Here is a 14891-nt window from a genome sequence, read left to right as displayed (position 1 = left end):
TGTCCTGCTGGACGACCATGTATTCCATGGATTTCTACGAGAAGATGGGCAACTACAAGCGCATCGGCGGCCTGGAGGTCGCGCGGGTGGGTGACGATGCCCGCATGGCCGAACTGAAGCGCCGGGTGGACTCGGGCCGCGCCTTCGGCACCAATGTTTCCATCATCTCGGCCGCCGAAGCCAAGGAAAAGTTCCCCCTGCTGGAGGACGACCAGATCCAGGGCGCGCTGTGGGATCCCGATGCGGGCCTCGTGGTGCCGCGTTCGCAGACGGTCGCCGGCAAGCTGGTGGACATGGGCGTGAACGCCGGCAAGCTCAAGATCTTCGCCAATACCCCGGCGCTGGAGCTGCTGCACGAGAACGGACGCATCACCGGCGTGAAGACCACGCGCGGCACGATCATGGCCGATCATGTTGTCGTCTGCGCCGGACTTTGGGGCCGGCTGATTGCCGAAATGGCGGGCGAGGACCTGCCGGTCATGCCGGTCGACCACCCGTTGACCTTTTTCGGTCCCTATGACGAGTTCGCCGGCACCGGCCTCGAGATCGGCCGTCCGCTGCTGCGCGACCAGGGCAACTCCGCCTATCTGCGCGACACGGGCGACCCCAACACGACCGAAGGCGGCCAGATCGAGTGGGGCTATTATTATGAAAAGGACGTGCGGATGGTCCATCCGCGCGAGCTGCTGGAAAAGCACCAAGCCCGTCTGTCGCCTTCGCAGCGCGACCTGGTGCTGGACGACGTGATCGAACCGCTGGAGCGGGCGATGGAGCTGACGCCGATCCTGGCGGAACTAGGCTTCAACGAGAGCCATTCGTTCAACGGCCTTTTGCAGACCACCACCGACGGTGGCCCCTCCATGGGTGAAAGCCGCAAGCTGCGCGGGTTGTGGTATGCCGTCGCCATCTGGGTCAAGGACGGCCCCGGCATGGGCAAGCTGATCGCCGACTGGATGACCAAGGGCCGCACCGACATCGACCACCATGCAATCGACTATGCGCGCTTCAACGATTTCCAGTTGACCGAGGACTATATCTGGGGCCGCTGCGAGGAAACCGCGGCCAAGATCTACAACCCGCCGGTCCATCCGCGCGAACCCTTTGCCAATGCCCGCGGCATCCGCCGCTCGCCCTTCCACGCGCGGGAAAAGGAACTGGGCGGCTACTTCATGGAGCTTGGGGGCTGGGAACGCGCCCACGGCTATGCCGCCAACGAGCATCTGCTGGAGAAATATGCAGACCAGGTGCCGCTGCGCGAGAACGAATGGGACAGCCGCCATTTCTGGCGCGTCTCGAACGCCGAGCAGCTGGAGATGAGCGCCGATTGCGGCATCATCAACCTGTCGCATTTCCACATGACCGACATCGAGGGTCCGGATCACGCGGCCCTGATGGAATGGCTCTGCGCGGCCAAGATCGGCGGAGACGGCAATATCGGCAAGGGCATCTATACCCACATGCTGGACGAGGAAGGCATGGTCCGCGCCGACTTCACCGTCTTCCGCATGGCGGACCGCTGCCGTCTGGTGAACGGGGCCGACGCCGGACCGCGTGACCTGATCTACATGCGCCGCGTGGCTCAGGACAAAGGCTTTGACGTCACCATCACCGATGTGACCGAAAAGTTCACCACCATCGGCATCTGGGGTCCGAACGCACGGGAAAACCTCAAGAAGGTCGTGGCCGATCCCGACGCGCTGGATGCAGCGAACTTCCCCTTTGCCGCCATCCGTCCCATCGAGATCGCGGGCAAGACCGTGTCGGCCTTCCGCATCTCCTATGTGGGCGAGCAAGGGTGGGAGCTGCACATGGCGTACGACGACGGCCTGGCCGTCTGGGACGCGCTGCGCGACGCGGGCGTCATGGCCGTGGGTGTCGAGACCTATGCGAACTCGCGCCGTCTGGAAAAGTCGCTGCGCCTGCAGAACGCCGACCTTCTGACCCAGTACAACCTGCTGGAGGCCGATCTGGCCCGTCCCAAGGTCAAGGAAGCGGACTTCGTCGGCAAGGCCAGGCATCAGGAGTATCGCGAGCGTGCAAACCAGCCTGCGATGCTGTGCACGCTGGTGATGACGGACAATGTCGATGGCAGCGGCGTTGCCCGCTATCCCGTGGGTACCCTCCCGGTCATGGATCCCGACACCGGCCGCGTGCTGATCGACGAACTGGGTCGCCGGTCGTATACGACCTCGATCGCCTATGGTCCCAGCATCGGCAAGAACATTGCGCTGGCCTATCTGCCCTGGGAATACTGCCAAAAGGGCCGCAAGCTGCAGGTGACCTATTTCGACGAGGTTTATCCGGTCGAGGTGGCAGGCGTCGGCTATCAGCCGCTTTATGACCCCGAAAACTTCAAGCCGCGCAGCTGACAGGCGCAGGCGAACCCATGTAGGCTCCGGCGGACCCTTCCGCCGGAGCCATTTTTGTTGCGGAATGACCGTTCCGGATCATCCGACAACAGCTTGGGACGCCAGCCAGTCAGCCAAGAGCCTGGCATTGGCCGAAGCACGGCCATGGATGCGCAGGTAGAAGGGGAAAGGTGACTCCATCGCCCTTGGCACCAGCGGCATCAGGCTGCCCGCCGCAAGATAGCTGCCCAAAAGGCCTTCCCAGCCCAGCACCGCACCCATGTGATCCTCGGCCGCCTTCAGCGACACCAGATAATTGTTCAGATAGAACGACGGGCCCTGAGGTTCGGCCGCCTCCAGATGGGCGAACCAATCAGACCATGTGGTCCATTCGCGTGATTCGGAATGGGTATGGATCAAGGGAGCCCGGGACAGGTCCGGCAGGTCGTCGATACCATGGAACTGGGCAAAATACGGAGTTCCCAAGGCAAGGATCCGGTCGCGAAACAGGATGATCGTTTCATCATCCTGAAGCGACGGATCGCCGTAATGGATGCTCAGATCCACCCCTTCAGGCGTTCCACTGTCCTGAACGACCTGGGAAATGGCCACGGAAGGATGGGTTTTCCAGAAACCGGCCAGCCGGGGCATCAGCCACAGCGTGCTCATCGCGGTGGTTGCGGCGATGGACACGCCGGACCGGACATGCCGGTTCCTGATCCTGGACACGCTGTCCGACATGACCTCGAAACCCCGTTGCAGTGCCACGAACAGCAGAGCCCCGGCTTCGGTCAGTTCCACCCCGCGGAACCGCCGCGTGAACAAGGGCTGGCCCAGTTCGTGTTCCAGCGCCTTGATCCGGTGGCTGACCGCGGCCGGGGTGACATTCAGCTCACTTGACGCCAGCTTGAAGCTGCGATGGCGTGCAGCCACTTCGAAGCAGGCAAGATCGGTCAGAGAAGGCAGATTGTATGGCTTTGGCATTGTCCATGTCGTTTTTGTAACAGGAAATGTCGCTGTGCTTCGAAGGTGCCTCAAAGTTTAGCTGCACTAACTTCAGGTGAGATTTTTACCGATTGTCAACTCATCTTCCAGATGGCTTCGTCGCCGAAAGCCAGTCCCACCGTCAGGAGCCCGCCATGTCCGGCCAGCACGCTTCCCTCACCGAATTGCTTTCGCAGCACCAGCCTGGTCACGCGCTGCCGCAAGGTTTCTATACCTCGCCCGAGATCTTCCAGCAGGACATGGAAACGATCTTCTATCGTGAATGGCTGTATGCGACGCCCGCCTGTTCCCTGGAAAAGGCCGGCAGCTTCCAGCGCCTTCGCATCGGTGCCTATGACGTGATCGTGCTGCGCGACAACCAGGGTGGCGTGCGTGCCTTTCATAACTCGTGCCGCCATCGCGGGTCGATCATCTGCAGTGCCGCGCAGGGACGCGTGGCAAAGCTGACCTGCCCTTATCACCAGTGGACCTATGGGCTGGACGGCCAGCTGGTCTGGGCGCGCGACATGGGTGTCGATTTTGATCCGACTCAGTACAAGCTGAAGCCGGTTCATTGCCGCGAAGCGTCTGGTCTGGTTTACATCTGCTTGGCGGACGAAGCGCCCGATTTCGACAGCTTCTCGCAGACCGTGACACCCTATCTGGGGGTGCATGACCTGTCGAATGCCAAGGTCGCCTTCCAGTCCACCATCATCGAGAACGGCAACTGGAAGCTGGTCTGGGAAAACAACCGCGAATGCTATCACTGCGCGGGCAACCACCCGGACCTGTGCCGCACCTATCCCGAAGATCCCTCGATCACCGGTGTCAGCCCGGACGGCACCTTCCCTGAAAAGGTCGAGAACCACTTCAACCGCATGGAGTCCGCAGGCGCACCGTCGCGCTTCAGGATGGCGGCCGACGGGCAGTTCCGCGTGGCGCGCATGCCGCTGCTGGATGGCGCGCAAAGCTATACGATCGACGGCAAGATCGCCGTGCAGAAGCGGCTGGGCCAGGTGCCCTATCTGGATGCCGGCACGCTGCTGATGTTCCATTACCCCACGACCTGGAACCACTTCCTGACCGACCATTCGATCACCTTCCGCGTGACGCCGATCAGCCCGATGGAAACCGAGGTCCAGACCACCTGGCTGGTCAACAAGGATGCGGTCGAAGGCGTGGACTATGACCTGAAAAACCTCACCACCGTCTGGGAACACACCAACGACGAGGATCGCCGCGTAGTCGAGCACAACCAGCAGGGCATCTGCTCGCCCGCTTATCAACCGGGACCCTATTCGGCCAAGCACGAGGACGGCGTGATCCAGTTCGTGAACTGGTACCTCGGCCGGATGCGCGGCACTGATCGTTCCGTCGCCTTGGCTGCGGAGTAAGCGCATGTTGGATGGACAGCCCATGACCGCGGCGAAATGGACCGATGACGAACCGCTGGAATGCGTTTCGGTTCTGCCCGAATCGCCCAATGTGGTGACCGTATGTTTTCAAGCGCCGTCGGGCCGTCCGTTCGATTTTCTGGCCGGGCAGTTCCTGACGCTGGAACTGCCTGTTCCCGGGGAGACGATCTACCGGACCTACACGATCTCGTCGTCCCCGACGCGGCCCAAGTCGCTGACGATCACCATCAAGGCGCAGTCGACCTCGATCGGGACCCGGTGGATCATCGACAACCTGCGGCCCGGCATGACATTGAAGGCCAAGGGCCCGGCGGGACGCTTCACCTCGACGCATTATCCGGCCAAGAAGTACCTGTTCATCTCGGCCGGATCGGGCATCACCCCGATGATGTCCATGACGACCGAGATCTATGATCTGGGGCGGCAATGCGACATCGTCTTCGTGAACTGCGCGCAGCGCCCGTCCGAGATCATCTTCAAGCGCCGCCTGGAACACATGGCTTCGCGCATCGAGGGGCTGGAGCTGAAATGGGTCGTCCAGGAGGCCGACATCTATCAGCCCTGGACCGGGTATATGGGTCGTTTCAACCAGCTGATGCTTGGCCTGATGGCACCCGATTACCTGGACCGCGAGGTGTTCTGCTGCGGTCCCGAACCCTTCATGCAGACCGTACGCGATGCCTTGGCGGGCCTGGGGTTCGACATGAACCGTTATCACCAGGAAAGCTTTGGCGCGGCAGAGTTCACTGTCACGGATGGCAACGACCCCGCTCTGCTGGACGACGAGGCGCCCAGCGCCGATGCACAGGCCGAGCTCGTGTTCGAAGCCTCGGGCATTACCCATGCCTGCGCTGAAACGGATACCATCCTTGCTGCGGCACGCACCGCCGGCATTGCCATTCCCTTTGGCTGCAGCATGGGCATCTGCGGCAGCTGCCGGACCCGCAAGATCTCGGGCAACGTGCACATGGTCCACAATGGCGGGATCTCGGACGAAGAGATCGAGGAAGGCTATATTCTGGCCTGTTGCTCGAATCCTTTGGGCAAGGTCACGCTGGACCTCTGACGCGCCCCCTCAGCTTTGCAGCAGGACGCCTACGGGCGGCTGGTTCCTGTCGGGCTGGGGGCGCGACTTGCGCAGCTCGCCCGGCGTCAGGCCGCGCTCGGCCTTCAGCGTCCGCGCCAGGTGAGGGGCGTCGCAGAAACCGCAGGCCAAGGCGATCTCGGTCACCGACTGTTCCGTGTCCCGCAGCTTGGCCAAGGCGCGCTCGATCCTGATCTCCAGATAGATCATGCGCGGGGAACGCCCCAGATCCGCCTGAAAGCGCCGCTCCAGCGTGCGCCGTCCCACGCCCAGGTCCTCTGCCAGGTCATCCACCGTCCGCGGCAGTTCCACATTCTGCTGCATCTTCAGCACCGCGCGCTTGACCAGTTCGTCCCGCGCCTGACGCGCCAGTGTCTGACCCGGCTGCGCCCGCTGGCCGCTGAGCGCGTCATCGATCATCATGATGTTCAGGCTCTTGATCGCGGCGGACTGGCCGATGTGCCGCTGCACCAGGAAGGCGGCCAGATGGGCGGCGCCATGACCGCCCGAGCAGGTCAGCCGATCGCGGTCCACGACAAAGATCTGGTCCGAAACCGGCCGCTCGCTGTCGAAGCGATCAAGAAAGTCCTGATGGTGAAACCAGCTGACGCAGCAGCGATAGCCCTGCAGAAGGCCGGCCCCCTGCAGGGTGAAAACTCCCGTGCACAGCCCGACCAGCGGGACGCCCTTGGCCGCGGTGGCCTGCAGGAACTCCATCGCTTCGGCACTGAAGCCCGCCCGGTCGCTGATCAGGCCGCCGACAACCACCAGATAATCGAATCGCCCCGCGTGACGCAGCCGCGTGTCGGGCTGAACGCGCACGCCGCAGCTGGACCGGACCGGGTCCATCCGGTCCGAAAGCACGGTCCAGTCGCACAGAATCGGGCGCGACTTGTCCGCTTCATCAGCCGCCAGGCGCAGCACATCCACAAAATTCGCAAACGCCGACAGGGTGAACTGGTCCGCCAGCAGAAAGGCGACCCGCAGACGCTTGTGAGGATGTTCCGCAATCATCGGCATGACGTGATTCTACATTTCTGTTGGCGCATATCTTCAACCGCGACAATGCCAGACATCCTAGGTTGTCGTCCAGCTTTTACAAAAGGGCGACCGACATGACTCGCTTCTCTGCCTTCTCACTGCTGAAAAACGCCTTGAACGGCCACAAGGGCTGGCGCGAGCAATGGCCCGACAGCCAGCCCAAGGCCGAATATGACGTGGTGATCGTAGGGGCAGGGGGGCATGGCCTCGGCGCCGCCTATTACCTCGCCAAGGAACACGGCATCACCAATGTCGCCGTGATCGACAAGGGCTGGCTGGGCGGCGGCAACACCGGCCGCAACACCACGATCATCCGGTCGAACTATCTTTATGACGAAAGCGCCAAGCTTTACGATCATGCCTTGGACTTGTGGGACGACCTCAGCCAGGAACTGAACTACAACGTCATGTACTCCAAGCGCGGCGTGATGATGCTGGCGCACAACGTCCATGACGTCCAGTCCTTCCAGCGTCATGTCAACTCGAACCGCCTGAACGGCGTGGACAACCGCTGGCTGACCAAGGAAGAGGCGAAGGAATTCTGCCCGCCGCTGAACATCTCGCCCGATGCGCGTTACCCGGTGATGGGTGCGGCGCTGCAGATGCGGGCGGGCACGGCACGGCATGATGCGGTGGCCTGGGGCTACGCCCGCGCCGCTGCGGCGCGCGGTGTCGACATCATCCAGAACTGTCCGGTCATCGCGATCCGCCGCGGACCAGACGGTTCGGTCGAGGGCGTGGACACGGCCAAGGGCTTCATCCGCGCCAAGAAGGTCGCCGTCTCGGCCGCGGGCAACACCAGCGTCGTCATGGACAGCGCCGGTCTGCGTATGCCGCTGGAAAGCTTTCCGCTGCAGGCCCTGGTCAGCGAGCCGGTCAAGCCGATCTTCCCTTGCGTCGTCATGTCGAACACCGTCCACGCCTATATCAGCCAGTCCGACAAGGGCGAACTGGTCATCGGCTCGGGCACCGACCAGTACACCAGCTATAGCCAGCGCGGCGGCCTGCCGCTGATCGAGCACACCGTTGCCGCCATCTGCGAGGTGTTCCCGATCTTCACCCGGATGCGGATGCTGCGCAAATGGGGCGGCATCGTGGACGTGACCCCCGACCGCTCGGCCATCCTGGGCAAGACGCCGGTCAAGGGGCTTTACGTCAACTGCGGCTGGGGCACGGGCGGCTTCAAGGCCACCCCGGGGGCCGCGCACCTGCTGGCTTGGACCGTCGCCAAGGACGAGCCCCATCCGCTGAACGCGCCCTTCACGCTGGAGCGCTTCACCACCGGCCGGCTGATCGACGAAGCCGCCGCCGCCGCCGTTGCTCATTGATCTGCGCGCACTGAGGAGCCCTGACCATGCTGCTGATCCACTGCCCTTATTGCGACGAAACCCTGCCGGAACTGGAATTCACCTATGCCGGCGAGGCGCATATCGCGCGCCCGGCCGATCCCTCGGCCCTGTCGGACGAGGAATGGCGCGACTTCCTGTTCATCCGCACCAACGCCCGCGGCAACCATTATGAACGCTGGCGCCACATCGGCTGCGGACGCTTCTTCAACGCCGTGCGCGACACCGTCAGCGACCGGTTCCTGATGACCTACAAGGCGGGCGAGCCCCGTCCCCTCCTGACCAGTGAGGCAGCCGAATGAGCCGCTATCGTATCAAGGGCAAGGGCCGCGTCGACCACAGCCGGCCGGTGACGTTCAGCTTCGACGGGCGCAAGGTCCAGGGCCTGCGCGGCGACACGGTCGCCTCGGCGCTCCTGGCCGAAGGTGTCCACCTGATGGGCCGGTCCTTCAAGTATCACCGTCCGCGCGGTCCCGTCACCGCCGGCTCGGAAGAGCCGAACGCTCTGATCGGCACCAGCCGCGGCGCCGGCCGGTTCGAGCCGAACACCCGGGCAACGGTGCAGGAACTGCGCGAAGGGCTGATTGCGGAAAGCCAGAACAAGTGGCCGTCGCTGTCCTTCGATCTGGGGGCGATCAACGACCGCGCCTACATGCTGTTCTCGGCCGGCTTCTACTACAAGACGTTCATGTGGCCGAAAAGCTTCTGGGACAAGGTGTACGAGCCGGTGATCCGCGGTGCGGCCGGCCTGGGCAAGTCCCCCACCGAGCCCGACCCCGACCATTACGCCTCGCGCTACCTGCACACGGATGTGCTGGTCATCGGCGGTGGCGCGGCCGGCATCGCGGCGGCATTGGTTGCCGCCCAGTCCGGTGCCGATGTCACCCTTGTCGATGAAAACCCCGAGATGGGCGGCTCGCTCTTGTCCGACCCCGGCGTGCAGGTCAACGGCAAGCCGGCCTGGGACTGGGTCGAATCGCAGATGGCCCGTCTGAGCGCGGCCGGCGTCCGGCTGATGACCCGGACCACGGCCATCGGCTATTACCACCAGAACATGGTGGGCCTGTGCCAGCGCCTGACCGACCATCTGGACCAGCCCCCATCGAATGCGCCTCGCGAGCGGATGTGGCGCGTGCGGGCGGAACAGGTGGTCCTGGCGCAGGGTGCGCTGGAAAAACCGCTGGTCTTCGACGGCAACGATCGTCCCGGTGTGATGCTGGCGGGCGCGGCCCAAACCTATCTGAACCGTTACGGCGTCCGGGTGGGCGACCGCGCCGCGGTGCTGACCAGCCATGACAGCGCCTACTACACGGCGTTTGACCTGGCCGACAACGGCACGGCGATCGCCGCCATCATCGACACCCGCGACAGCGTCGGCGCCGATCTGGTGGCCGCCGCCCGCAAGCGCGGCATCGAGGTCCTGACCGGCCATACCGCCACCACCACCTCGGGCCGACTGCGGATCAAGTCGGTGCGCGTCAACCCGGTCCGCAACGGCCGCGTCGGCGCAGGCCGCACCATCGCCTGCGACACGCTGCTGATGTGCGGGGGCTGGACGCCGTCGCTGCATCTCTTCTCGCATACCAAGGGTTCGTTGGCATGGGAGCCAGAAACCCAGACCTTCCTGCCCGACCGCCGGACCGAAGCCTGCGAGATCGCCGGCGCCGGGCGCGGCCTTTGGGGCTATGCGCCCGTGCTGGAGGATGGCGCGGCAGCCGGTCTGCGGGCACTGCGGAACCTTGGCCGCGACGGCCACGGCACCACCTTTGCCGTGCAGGATGACCGTCCCGGCACCGGAGTCAGCCAGAAGGAACTGCCGACCGACCGCAGCGCCGGCAAGGCCAAGGCGTTTGTCGATTTCCAGAACGATGTCACCGCCAAGGACATCCGACTGGCCGTTCGCGAGGGCATGCGCTCGATCGAGCATGTCAAGCGCTATACCACCAACGGCATGGCCACCGATCAGGGCAAGATGTCGAACATCAACGGCCTGATGATTGCCGCCGACGCCTTGGGCAAGCAGCCGCCGCAGGTCGGCCTGACGACCTTCCGTCCGCCCTATACGCCGACCAGCTTTGGCGCCTTTGCGGGATATCTGCGCGGGGAAACCTTCCAGCTGACGCGCAAGACGCCCATCGACGCTTGGGCCGAGCAGAACGGCGCGGTCTTCGAGCCTGTCGCTCAATGGCGACGCGCCTGGTATTTCCCGAAGGCGGGCGAGGACATGCACGCGGCCGTTCTGCGCGAATGCAAGGCCACGCGCGCATCGCTGGGGATCTTCGACGCGTCGACGCTGGGCAAGATCGAGGTGGCGGGTCCGGATGCGGTCGAGTTCATGAACCGCATGTACACCAACCCCTGGACCAAACTGGAGCCGGGCCGCTGCCGCTATGGCCTGTTGCTGGGCGAGGACGGCTTCATCCGCGATGACGGCGTCATCGGCCGCCTGTCGAACGATCTGTTCCACGTGACCACCACCACCGGCGGTGCAGCACGGGTGTTGACCATGATGGAGGATTACCTCCAGACGGAATGGCCGGACCTGGACGTGTGGCTGACCTCGACGACCGAGCAGTGGGCAACCGTTGCCTTGAACGGCCCGAACGCGCTGAAGATGCTGCGCCCGCTGGTCGAGGGGGTCGATTGGGACAACTTCCCGCACATGTCGGTTGCGGAATGCACCGTGGCGGGTTTGTCCGCGCGCCTGTTCCGCCTGTCCTTCACGGGCGAGGTGGGCTTCGAGGTCAACGTCCCGGCCCGCCATGGCCTGACCCTGTGGAAGGCGCTGATGGAGGCCGGCCGGCAATATGACATCTGCCCTTATGGCACCGAATCGATGCACGTCCTGCGCGCCGAAAAGGGCTATATCATCGTCGGCCAGGACACGGACGGCACCGTCACTCCGCAGGATGCGGGACTTGACTGGGCGGTGGGCAAGAAAAAGCCGGACTTTGTGGGCAAACGCTCGCTGTCGCGGCCCGATATCGTCGCCAAGGGGCGCAAGCAGCTGGTCGGCCTGTTGACCGAGGATGGCAGCTTGCTGCAGGAAGGGGCACAGATCGTGCTGGACCCCAACCAGCCCAAGCCGATGAAGATGGTGGGGCACGTGACCTCGTCCTATGAATCGACCATGGGCCATCCCATTGCCCTTGCGGTGATCGAAGGCGGACATGATCTGATGGGCAGGGTGGTGCACATCCCCATGCCCGATGGCGTCAAGCGGGCAAAGATCACCTCAACCGTGTTCTATGACCCGGAAAACCAGCGGCTGAAAGCGTGAGGATCGGACGATGACCAATCAGAAGCACCAATTCCACGCCGTTCCCGTGGTGATCGAGGAACTGGCCCCGCAGACCCGGTTCTCGTTGCGGGTCAAGCCACAGAACCGCGCGGCGCTGGCGGCCGCGCTGGGGCTGGAACTGCCTGCCAAGGTGGGCGCCTGCGCCCGTTCAGGCGAAAACGAGGTACTGTGCCTTGGGCCTGACGAATGGATGATCCTGGCGCCGCAGGTCACGGGGCTGGCAGATGCCGCCCGCGCCGTTTATGCAACCGCGCCCCACAGCCTGGTCGAGGTCAGCGACCGCGAGGTCACGCTGCGCCTGTCCGGCCCTCAGGTTCTGGAACTGCTGGCGACCTGCTGTCCGCGCAACCTGGCCACGATGCGGCCCGGCACGGCCGCGCGCACCGTCTTTGACACCGCCACCGTGGTCCTGTGGCGCGACGGTGCGACCGAGTTCCGCATGGACGTCTGGCGCAGTTTCCTGCCTCATGTCCGTGCCCTGCTGGCCATGGCCGAAACCGAACTGAAGGCCGGGCTCTGAGCCTGCCACTGTGGCGGCCCTAAGGGCCGCTGTTATTTCTTGAAACGCCGAAGGGAGACGGCCCCATGCTCGACATCAAGACCGCGATTCTGACCGACGACCCCATCGCCTCGGCCATCGGCCGCGAACTGACGCGCCAGCAGGACCAGATCGAACTGATCGCGTCCGAGAACATCGTGTCGCGCGATGTGCTGGTGGCCCAAGGGTCGGTGCTGACGAACAAGTATGCCGAGGGTTATCCGGGCAAACGCTATTACGGCGGCTGCGAATTCGTGGACGAGGTCGAGGACATTGCCCGCGACCGCCTGAAGCAGCTGTTCGGCGCGGCGCATGTGAACGTCCAGCCGCATTCCGGCGCACAGGCCAACCAGGCGGTGTTCTTGGCGCTGCTGCAACCGGGCGACAAGATCATGGGCCTGTCGCTGGCGCATGGCGGTCACCTGACCCACGGCTCGCCCGTCACCATGTCGGGCAAATGGTTCGATGTCGTCTCCTACGAAGTCGAGGAGGGCAATCACCTGATCGACATGGCCAAGGTCCGGGACAAGGCCCTGGCCGAGCGTCCCAAGCTGATCGTCGCCGGCGCTTCGGCCTATCCGCGCCACATGGACTTTGCCGCCTTCCGCGCCATCGCGGACGAGGTCGGGGCCTATCTGATGGTCGACATGGCCCATTACGCGGGCCTTATCGCGGCGGGCGAATACCCGAACCCGGTGCCGCATGCCCATATCGTCACCTCAACGACGCACAAGACCCTGCGCGGTCCGCGCGGCGGCGTGATCCTGACCAATGACGACGATCTGGCGAAAAAGCTGAACTCGGCCGTCTTCCCCGGCAACCAGGGCGGCCCGCTGATGCATGTGATCGCCGCCAAGGCCGTGGCCTTTGGCGAGGCGCTGCGCCCCGAGTTCAAGGATTATGCCCGGAACGTCATCGCCAATGCCCGTGCCTTGGCTGACACCCTGACGCAAGGCGGCGTCGGCATCGTGTCGGGCGGGACCGACTGCCACATGGTTCTGTGCGACCTGCGCCCGCTTGGCGTGACCGGCAAGGCCGCCGAAATCGCGCTGGAGCGTGCGGGCCTGACCTGCAACAAGAACGCGATCCCGTTCGACCCGGAAAAGCCGTTCGTGACCTCGGGCATCCGCCTTGGCAGCTCGGCCGGGACCACCCGCGGCTTTGGCGAGGCCGAGTTCCGTGAGATCGGCGCCATGATCCTGCGCGTCCTGCGCGCACTTGGCCAGAATCCCGAGGGCGACGCTGCGCTGGAAACCGAGGTCCGCGCCCAGGTCAAGGCCATGTGCGACCGCTTCCCGATCTACGGTTCGTGAATGTTTCTCTCGGTCTTTGACATCTTCAAGATCGGCATCGGTCCCTCGTCGTCACACACGATGGGGCCGATGGTGGCTGCGGCCCGTTTTCTGGACGACCTGCGGGGCGGGGTCGAAAAGATCCCCGGCGCGACCCGTCCGCATCGGCTATATGCCAGTCTGCACGGCTCGCTTGCCTTCACGGGCAAGGGCCATGCGACCGACCGTGCCGTGATCTTGGGCCTGTGCGGCTTGCGGCCCGACACCATGGACCCCGACCGCGCCGAAGAGATCGAGGCCGAGGTCCGCCGGAACGGCCTTGTCCGTCCCGAGGGCTTGGGTGACCTGCTGTTCGATCCGGCCCAGGATCTCGTCTTCGATTATGGGCCTGCATTGCCGGGGCATCCCAACGGCATGGTGCTGAAGGCATTCGACCCGTCAGGGGCGACCTATCACCAGCAGACCTATTATTCGGTCGGCGGGGGCTTTGTCGTGACCAAGGATGAACTCGAGGCGAATGCGGCGGGGCAGAAGCCTGCCCAGACCGCGACCCGGGTTCCCTTCCCGTTCGAGACGGCCGAACAGATGCTGCACATGGGCATGGCCTCGGGGCAGACCATTGCCCAGATGAAGCGCGCCAACGAAGAGGCCCTGCTGGGGGATCAGCTGAACGACCGGCTGGACCGCATCTGGGAGGCGATGGATGGGTGCATCGCGCGTGGCCTGCTTCAGGACGGCATCCTGCCGGGCGGCTTGAAGGTCCGGCGGCGCGCCAAGGCCATCCATCAGCAGCTGGAGGGCGAACGCGGACGCAACCTGAACCAGCCCCATCAGGCCAATGACTGGCTGAGCGTTTATGCCATGGCCGTCAACGAGGAAAATGCCGCTGGCGGCCGTGTCGTCACCTCGCCCACCAACGGCGCGGCGGGCGTGGTACCGGCGGTCGGACGCTATTACCTCGATCACTGCGTGGGCGCACACCGCGACGGCATTCGCGATTACCTTCTGGTCGCGGCGGCCATCGGCGGCCTGATCAAGCACAACGCCTCGATCTCGGGCGCCGAAGTCGGCTGCCAGGGCGAGGTCGGGTCCGCTTCGGCCATGGCGGCAGCAGGATTGTGCGCGGTTCTGGGCGGAACGAACGCCCAGATCGAGAACGCGGCCGAAATCGCGCTGGAGCATCACCTTGGCATGACCTGCGATCCCGCCGCGGGCCTGGTGCAGGTACCCTGCATCGAGAGGAATGCCTTGGGCTCGATCAAGGCCGTGTCGGCGGCAAGCCTTGCGCTGAGGGGCGACGGTTCGCATTTCCTGCCGCTGGACAATTGCATCCGCGTCATGCGCGACACGGGACGCGACATGAACGAAAAGTACAAGGAAACGTCGCAGGGCGGCATTGCGGTCAATCTGCCGGAATGCTGAAAGCAGCCGGCAGGGCCTGCGGTCCTGCCGGTTGCAGCCTGCGAACATGACGATTGCCGGAAGGGGCTTCATCAGATGAGTAACGGGGCGGAGACGGTTCGCGAATCGATGGACTATGAT

The 14891-nt window shown here is 64.2% G+C and carries 11 protein-coding genes; 9 read left to right on the top strand and 2 right to left on the bottom strand.

Translation table 11 applies throughout. The features are described 5' to 3' along the window. On the top strand, nucleotides 1-2369 hold a 2369-nt coding region (locus tag ACLHHB_RS09120), incomplete at its 5' end, for an FAD-dependent oxidoreductase (RefSeq protein WP_410217964.1). A gap of 78 nt (nucleotides 2370-2447) precedes the next feature. Here ACLHHB_RS09120 and ACLHHB_RS09115 read toward each other — a convergent pair. Further along, nucleotides 2448-3332 (bottom strand): LysR family transcriptional regulator, encoded by an 885-nt coding sequence (locus ACLHHB_RS09115; protein WP_410217963.1) that lies wholly within the window; start codon nucleotides 3330-3332, stop codon nucleotides 2448-2450. Between the two features lie 155 nt (nucleotides 3333-3487). Here ACLHHB_RS09115 and ACLHHB_RS09110 point away from each other — a divergent pair, with 155 nt between their 5' ends. Further along, nucleotides 3488-4726: an aromatic ring-hydroxylating oxygenase subunit alpha gene (locus tag ACLHHB_RS09110; RefSeq protein ID WP_410217962.1), complete on the top strand. Its 1239-nt coding sequence runs from the start codon at nucleotides 3488-3490 to the stop codon at nucleotides 4724-4726. Between the two features lie 22 nt (nucleotides 4727-4748). After that, entirely contained in the window at nucleotides 4749-5813 is a 1065-nt protein-coding gene (locus tag ACLHHB_RS09105) for a 2Fe-2S iron-sulfur cluster-binding protein (RefSeq protein WP_410217961.1), read from the top strand. 9 nt (nucleotides 5814-5822) lie between these two features. On the opposite strand, the gene ACLHHB_RS09100 is transcribed toward ACLHHB_RS09105, so the two are convergent. Further along, nucleotides 5823-6851 carry a GlxA family transcriptional regulator gene (locus ACLHHB_RS09100; protein WP_410217960.1) on the bottom strand — a complete coding sequence of 343 codons (1029 nt, stop codon included), beginning with the start codon at nucleotides 6849-6851 and terminating at the stop codon, nucleotides 5823-5825. Nucleotides 6852-6946: 95 nt separating this feature from the next. Here ACLHHB_RS09100 and ACLHHB_RS09095 point away from each other — a divergent pair, with 95 nt between their 5' ends. From ACLHHB_RS09095 to ACLHHB_RS09070, 6 genes are all read left to right on the top strand, one after another. Further along, on the top strand, nucleotides 6947-8200 hold the full coding sequence (locus ACLHHB_RS09095; RefSeq protein WP_410217959.1) for a sarcosine oxidase subunit beta family protein: 1254 nt from the start codon (nucleotides 6947-6949) through the stop codon (nucleotides 8198-8200). A 26-nt stretch (nucleotides 8201-8226) separates the two neighbouring features. Next, on the top strand, nucleotides 8227-8520 hold the full coding sequence (locus ACLHHB_RS09090; RefSeq protein ID WP_410217958.1) for a sarcosine oxidase subunit delta: 294 nt from the start codon (nucleotides 8227-8229) through the stop codon (nucleotides 8518-8520). Further along, nucleotides 8517-11498 carry a sarcosine oxidase subunit alpha gene (locus tag ACLHHB_RS09085; protein ID WP_410217957.1) on the top strand — a complete coding sequence of 994 codons (2982 nt, stop codon included), beginning with the start codon at nucleotides 8517-8519 and terminating at the stop codon, nucleotides 11496-11498. The genes ACLHHB_RS09090 and ACLHHB_RS09085 overlap by 4 nt, the downstream gene beginning before the upstream one ends. A 10-nt stretch (nucleotides 11499-11508) precedes the next feature. Beyond that, nucleotides 11509-12039, top strand: a complete 531-nt coding sequence (locus tag ACLHHB_RS09080; protein ID WP_410217956.1) for a sarcosine oxidase subunit gamma — start codon at nucleotides 11509-11511, stop codon at nucleotides 12037-12039. A 65-nt stretch (nucleotides 12040-12104) separates the two neighbouring features. Then, nucleotides 12105-13370 (top strand): serine hydroxymethyltransferase, encoded by a 1266-nt coding sequence (gene glyA, locus ACLHHB_RS09075; RefSeq protein ID WP_410217955.1) that lies wholly within the window; start codon nucleotides 12105-12107, stop codon nucleotides 13368-13370. Further along, nucleotides 13371-14771, top strand: a complete 1401-nt coding sequence (locus ACLHHB_RS09070) for an L-serine ammonia-lyase (protein WP_410217954.1) — start codon at nucleotides 13371-13373, stop codon at nucleotides 14769-14771. It begins immediately after the preceding gene. The last annotated feature ends 120 nt before the right edge of the window (nucleotides 14772-14891 follow it).

Origin of the sequence: Paracoccus sp. (in: a-proteobacteria) (assembly GCF_046462195.1) — a bacterium.
GTDB lineage: Bacteria > Pseudomonadota > Alphaproteobacteria > Rhodobacterales > Rhodobacteraceae > Paracoccus.
This window is presented reverse-complemented; position numbering and strand designations above follow the sequence as displayed.

Excerpts from the sequence above, each read along its gene's own strand:
- ACLHHB_RS09095 (WP_410217959.1), top strand. The coding sequence starts at position 6,947 with ATGACTCGCTTCTCTGCCTTCTCACTGCTGAAAAACGCCTTGAACGGC.
- glyA (WP_410217955.1), top strand. The coding sequence starts at position 12,105 with ATGCTCGACATCAAGACCGCGATTCTGACCGACGACCCCATCGCCTCG.
- ACLHHB_RS09100 (WP_410217960.1), bottom strand. The coding sequence starts at position 6,851 with ATGCCGATGATTGCGGAACATCCTCACAAGCGTCTGCGGGTCGCCTTT.
- ACLHHB_RS09080 (WP_410217956.1), top strand. The coding sequence starts at position 11,509 with ATGACCAATCAGAAGCACCAATTCCACGCCGTTCCCGTGGTGATCGAG.
- ACLHHB_RS09070 (WP_410217954.1), top strand. The coding sequence starts at position 13,371 with ATGTTTCTCTCGGTCTTTGACATCTTCAAGATCGGCATCGGTCCCTCG.
- ACLHHB_RS09110 (WP_410217962.1), top strand. The coding sequence starts at position 3,488 with ATGTCCGGCCAGCACGCTTCCCTCACCGAATTGCTTTCGCAGCACCAG.
- ACLHHB_RS09105 (WP_410217961.1), top strand. The coding sequence starts at position 4,749 with ATGACCGCGGCGAAATGGACCGATGACGAACCGCTGGAATGCGTTTCG.
- ACLHHB_RS09090 (WP_410217958.1), top strand. The coding sequence starts at position 8,227 with ATGCTGCTGATCCACTGCCCTTATTGCGACGAAACCCTGCCGGAACTG.
- ACLHHB_RS09115 (WP_410217963.1), bottom strand. The coding sequence starts at position 3,332 with ATGCCAAAGCCATACAATCTGCCTTCTCTGACCGATCTTGCCTGCTTC.
- ACLHHB_RS09085 (WP_410217957.1), top strand. The coding sequence starts at position 8,517 with ATGAGCCGCTATCGTATCAAGGGCAAGGGCCGCGTCGACCACAGCCGG.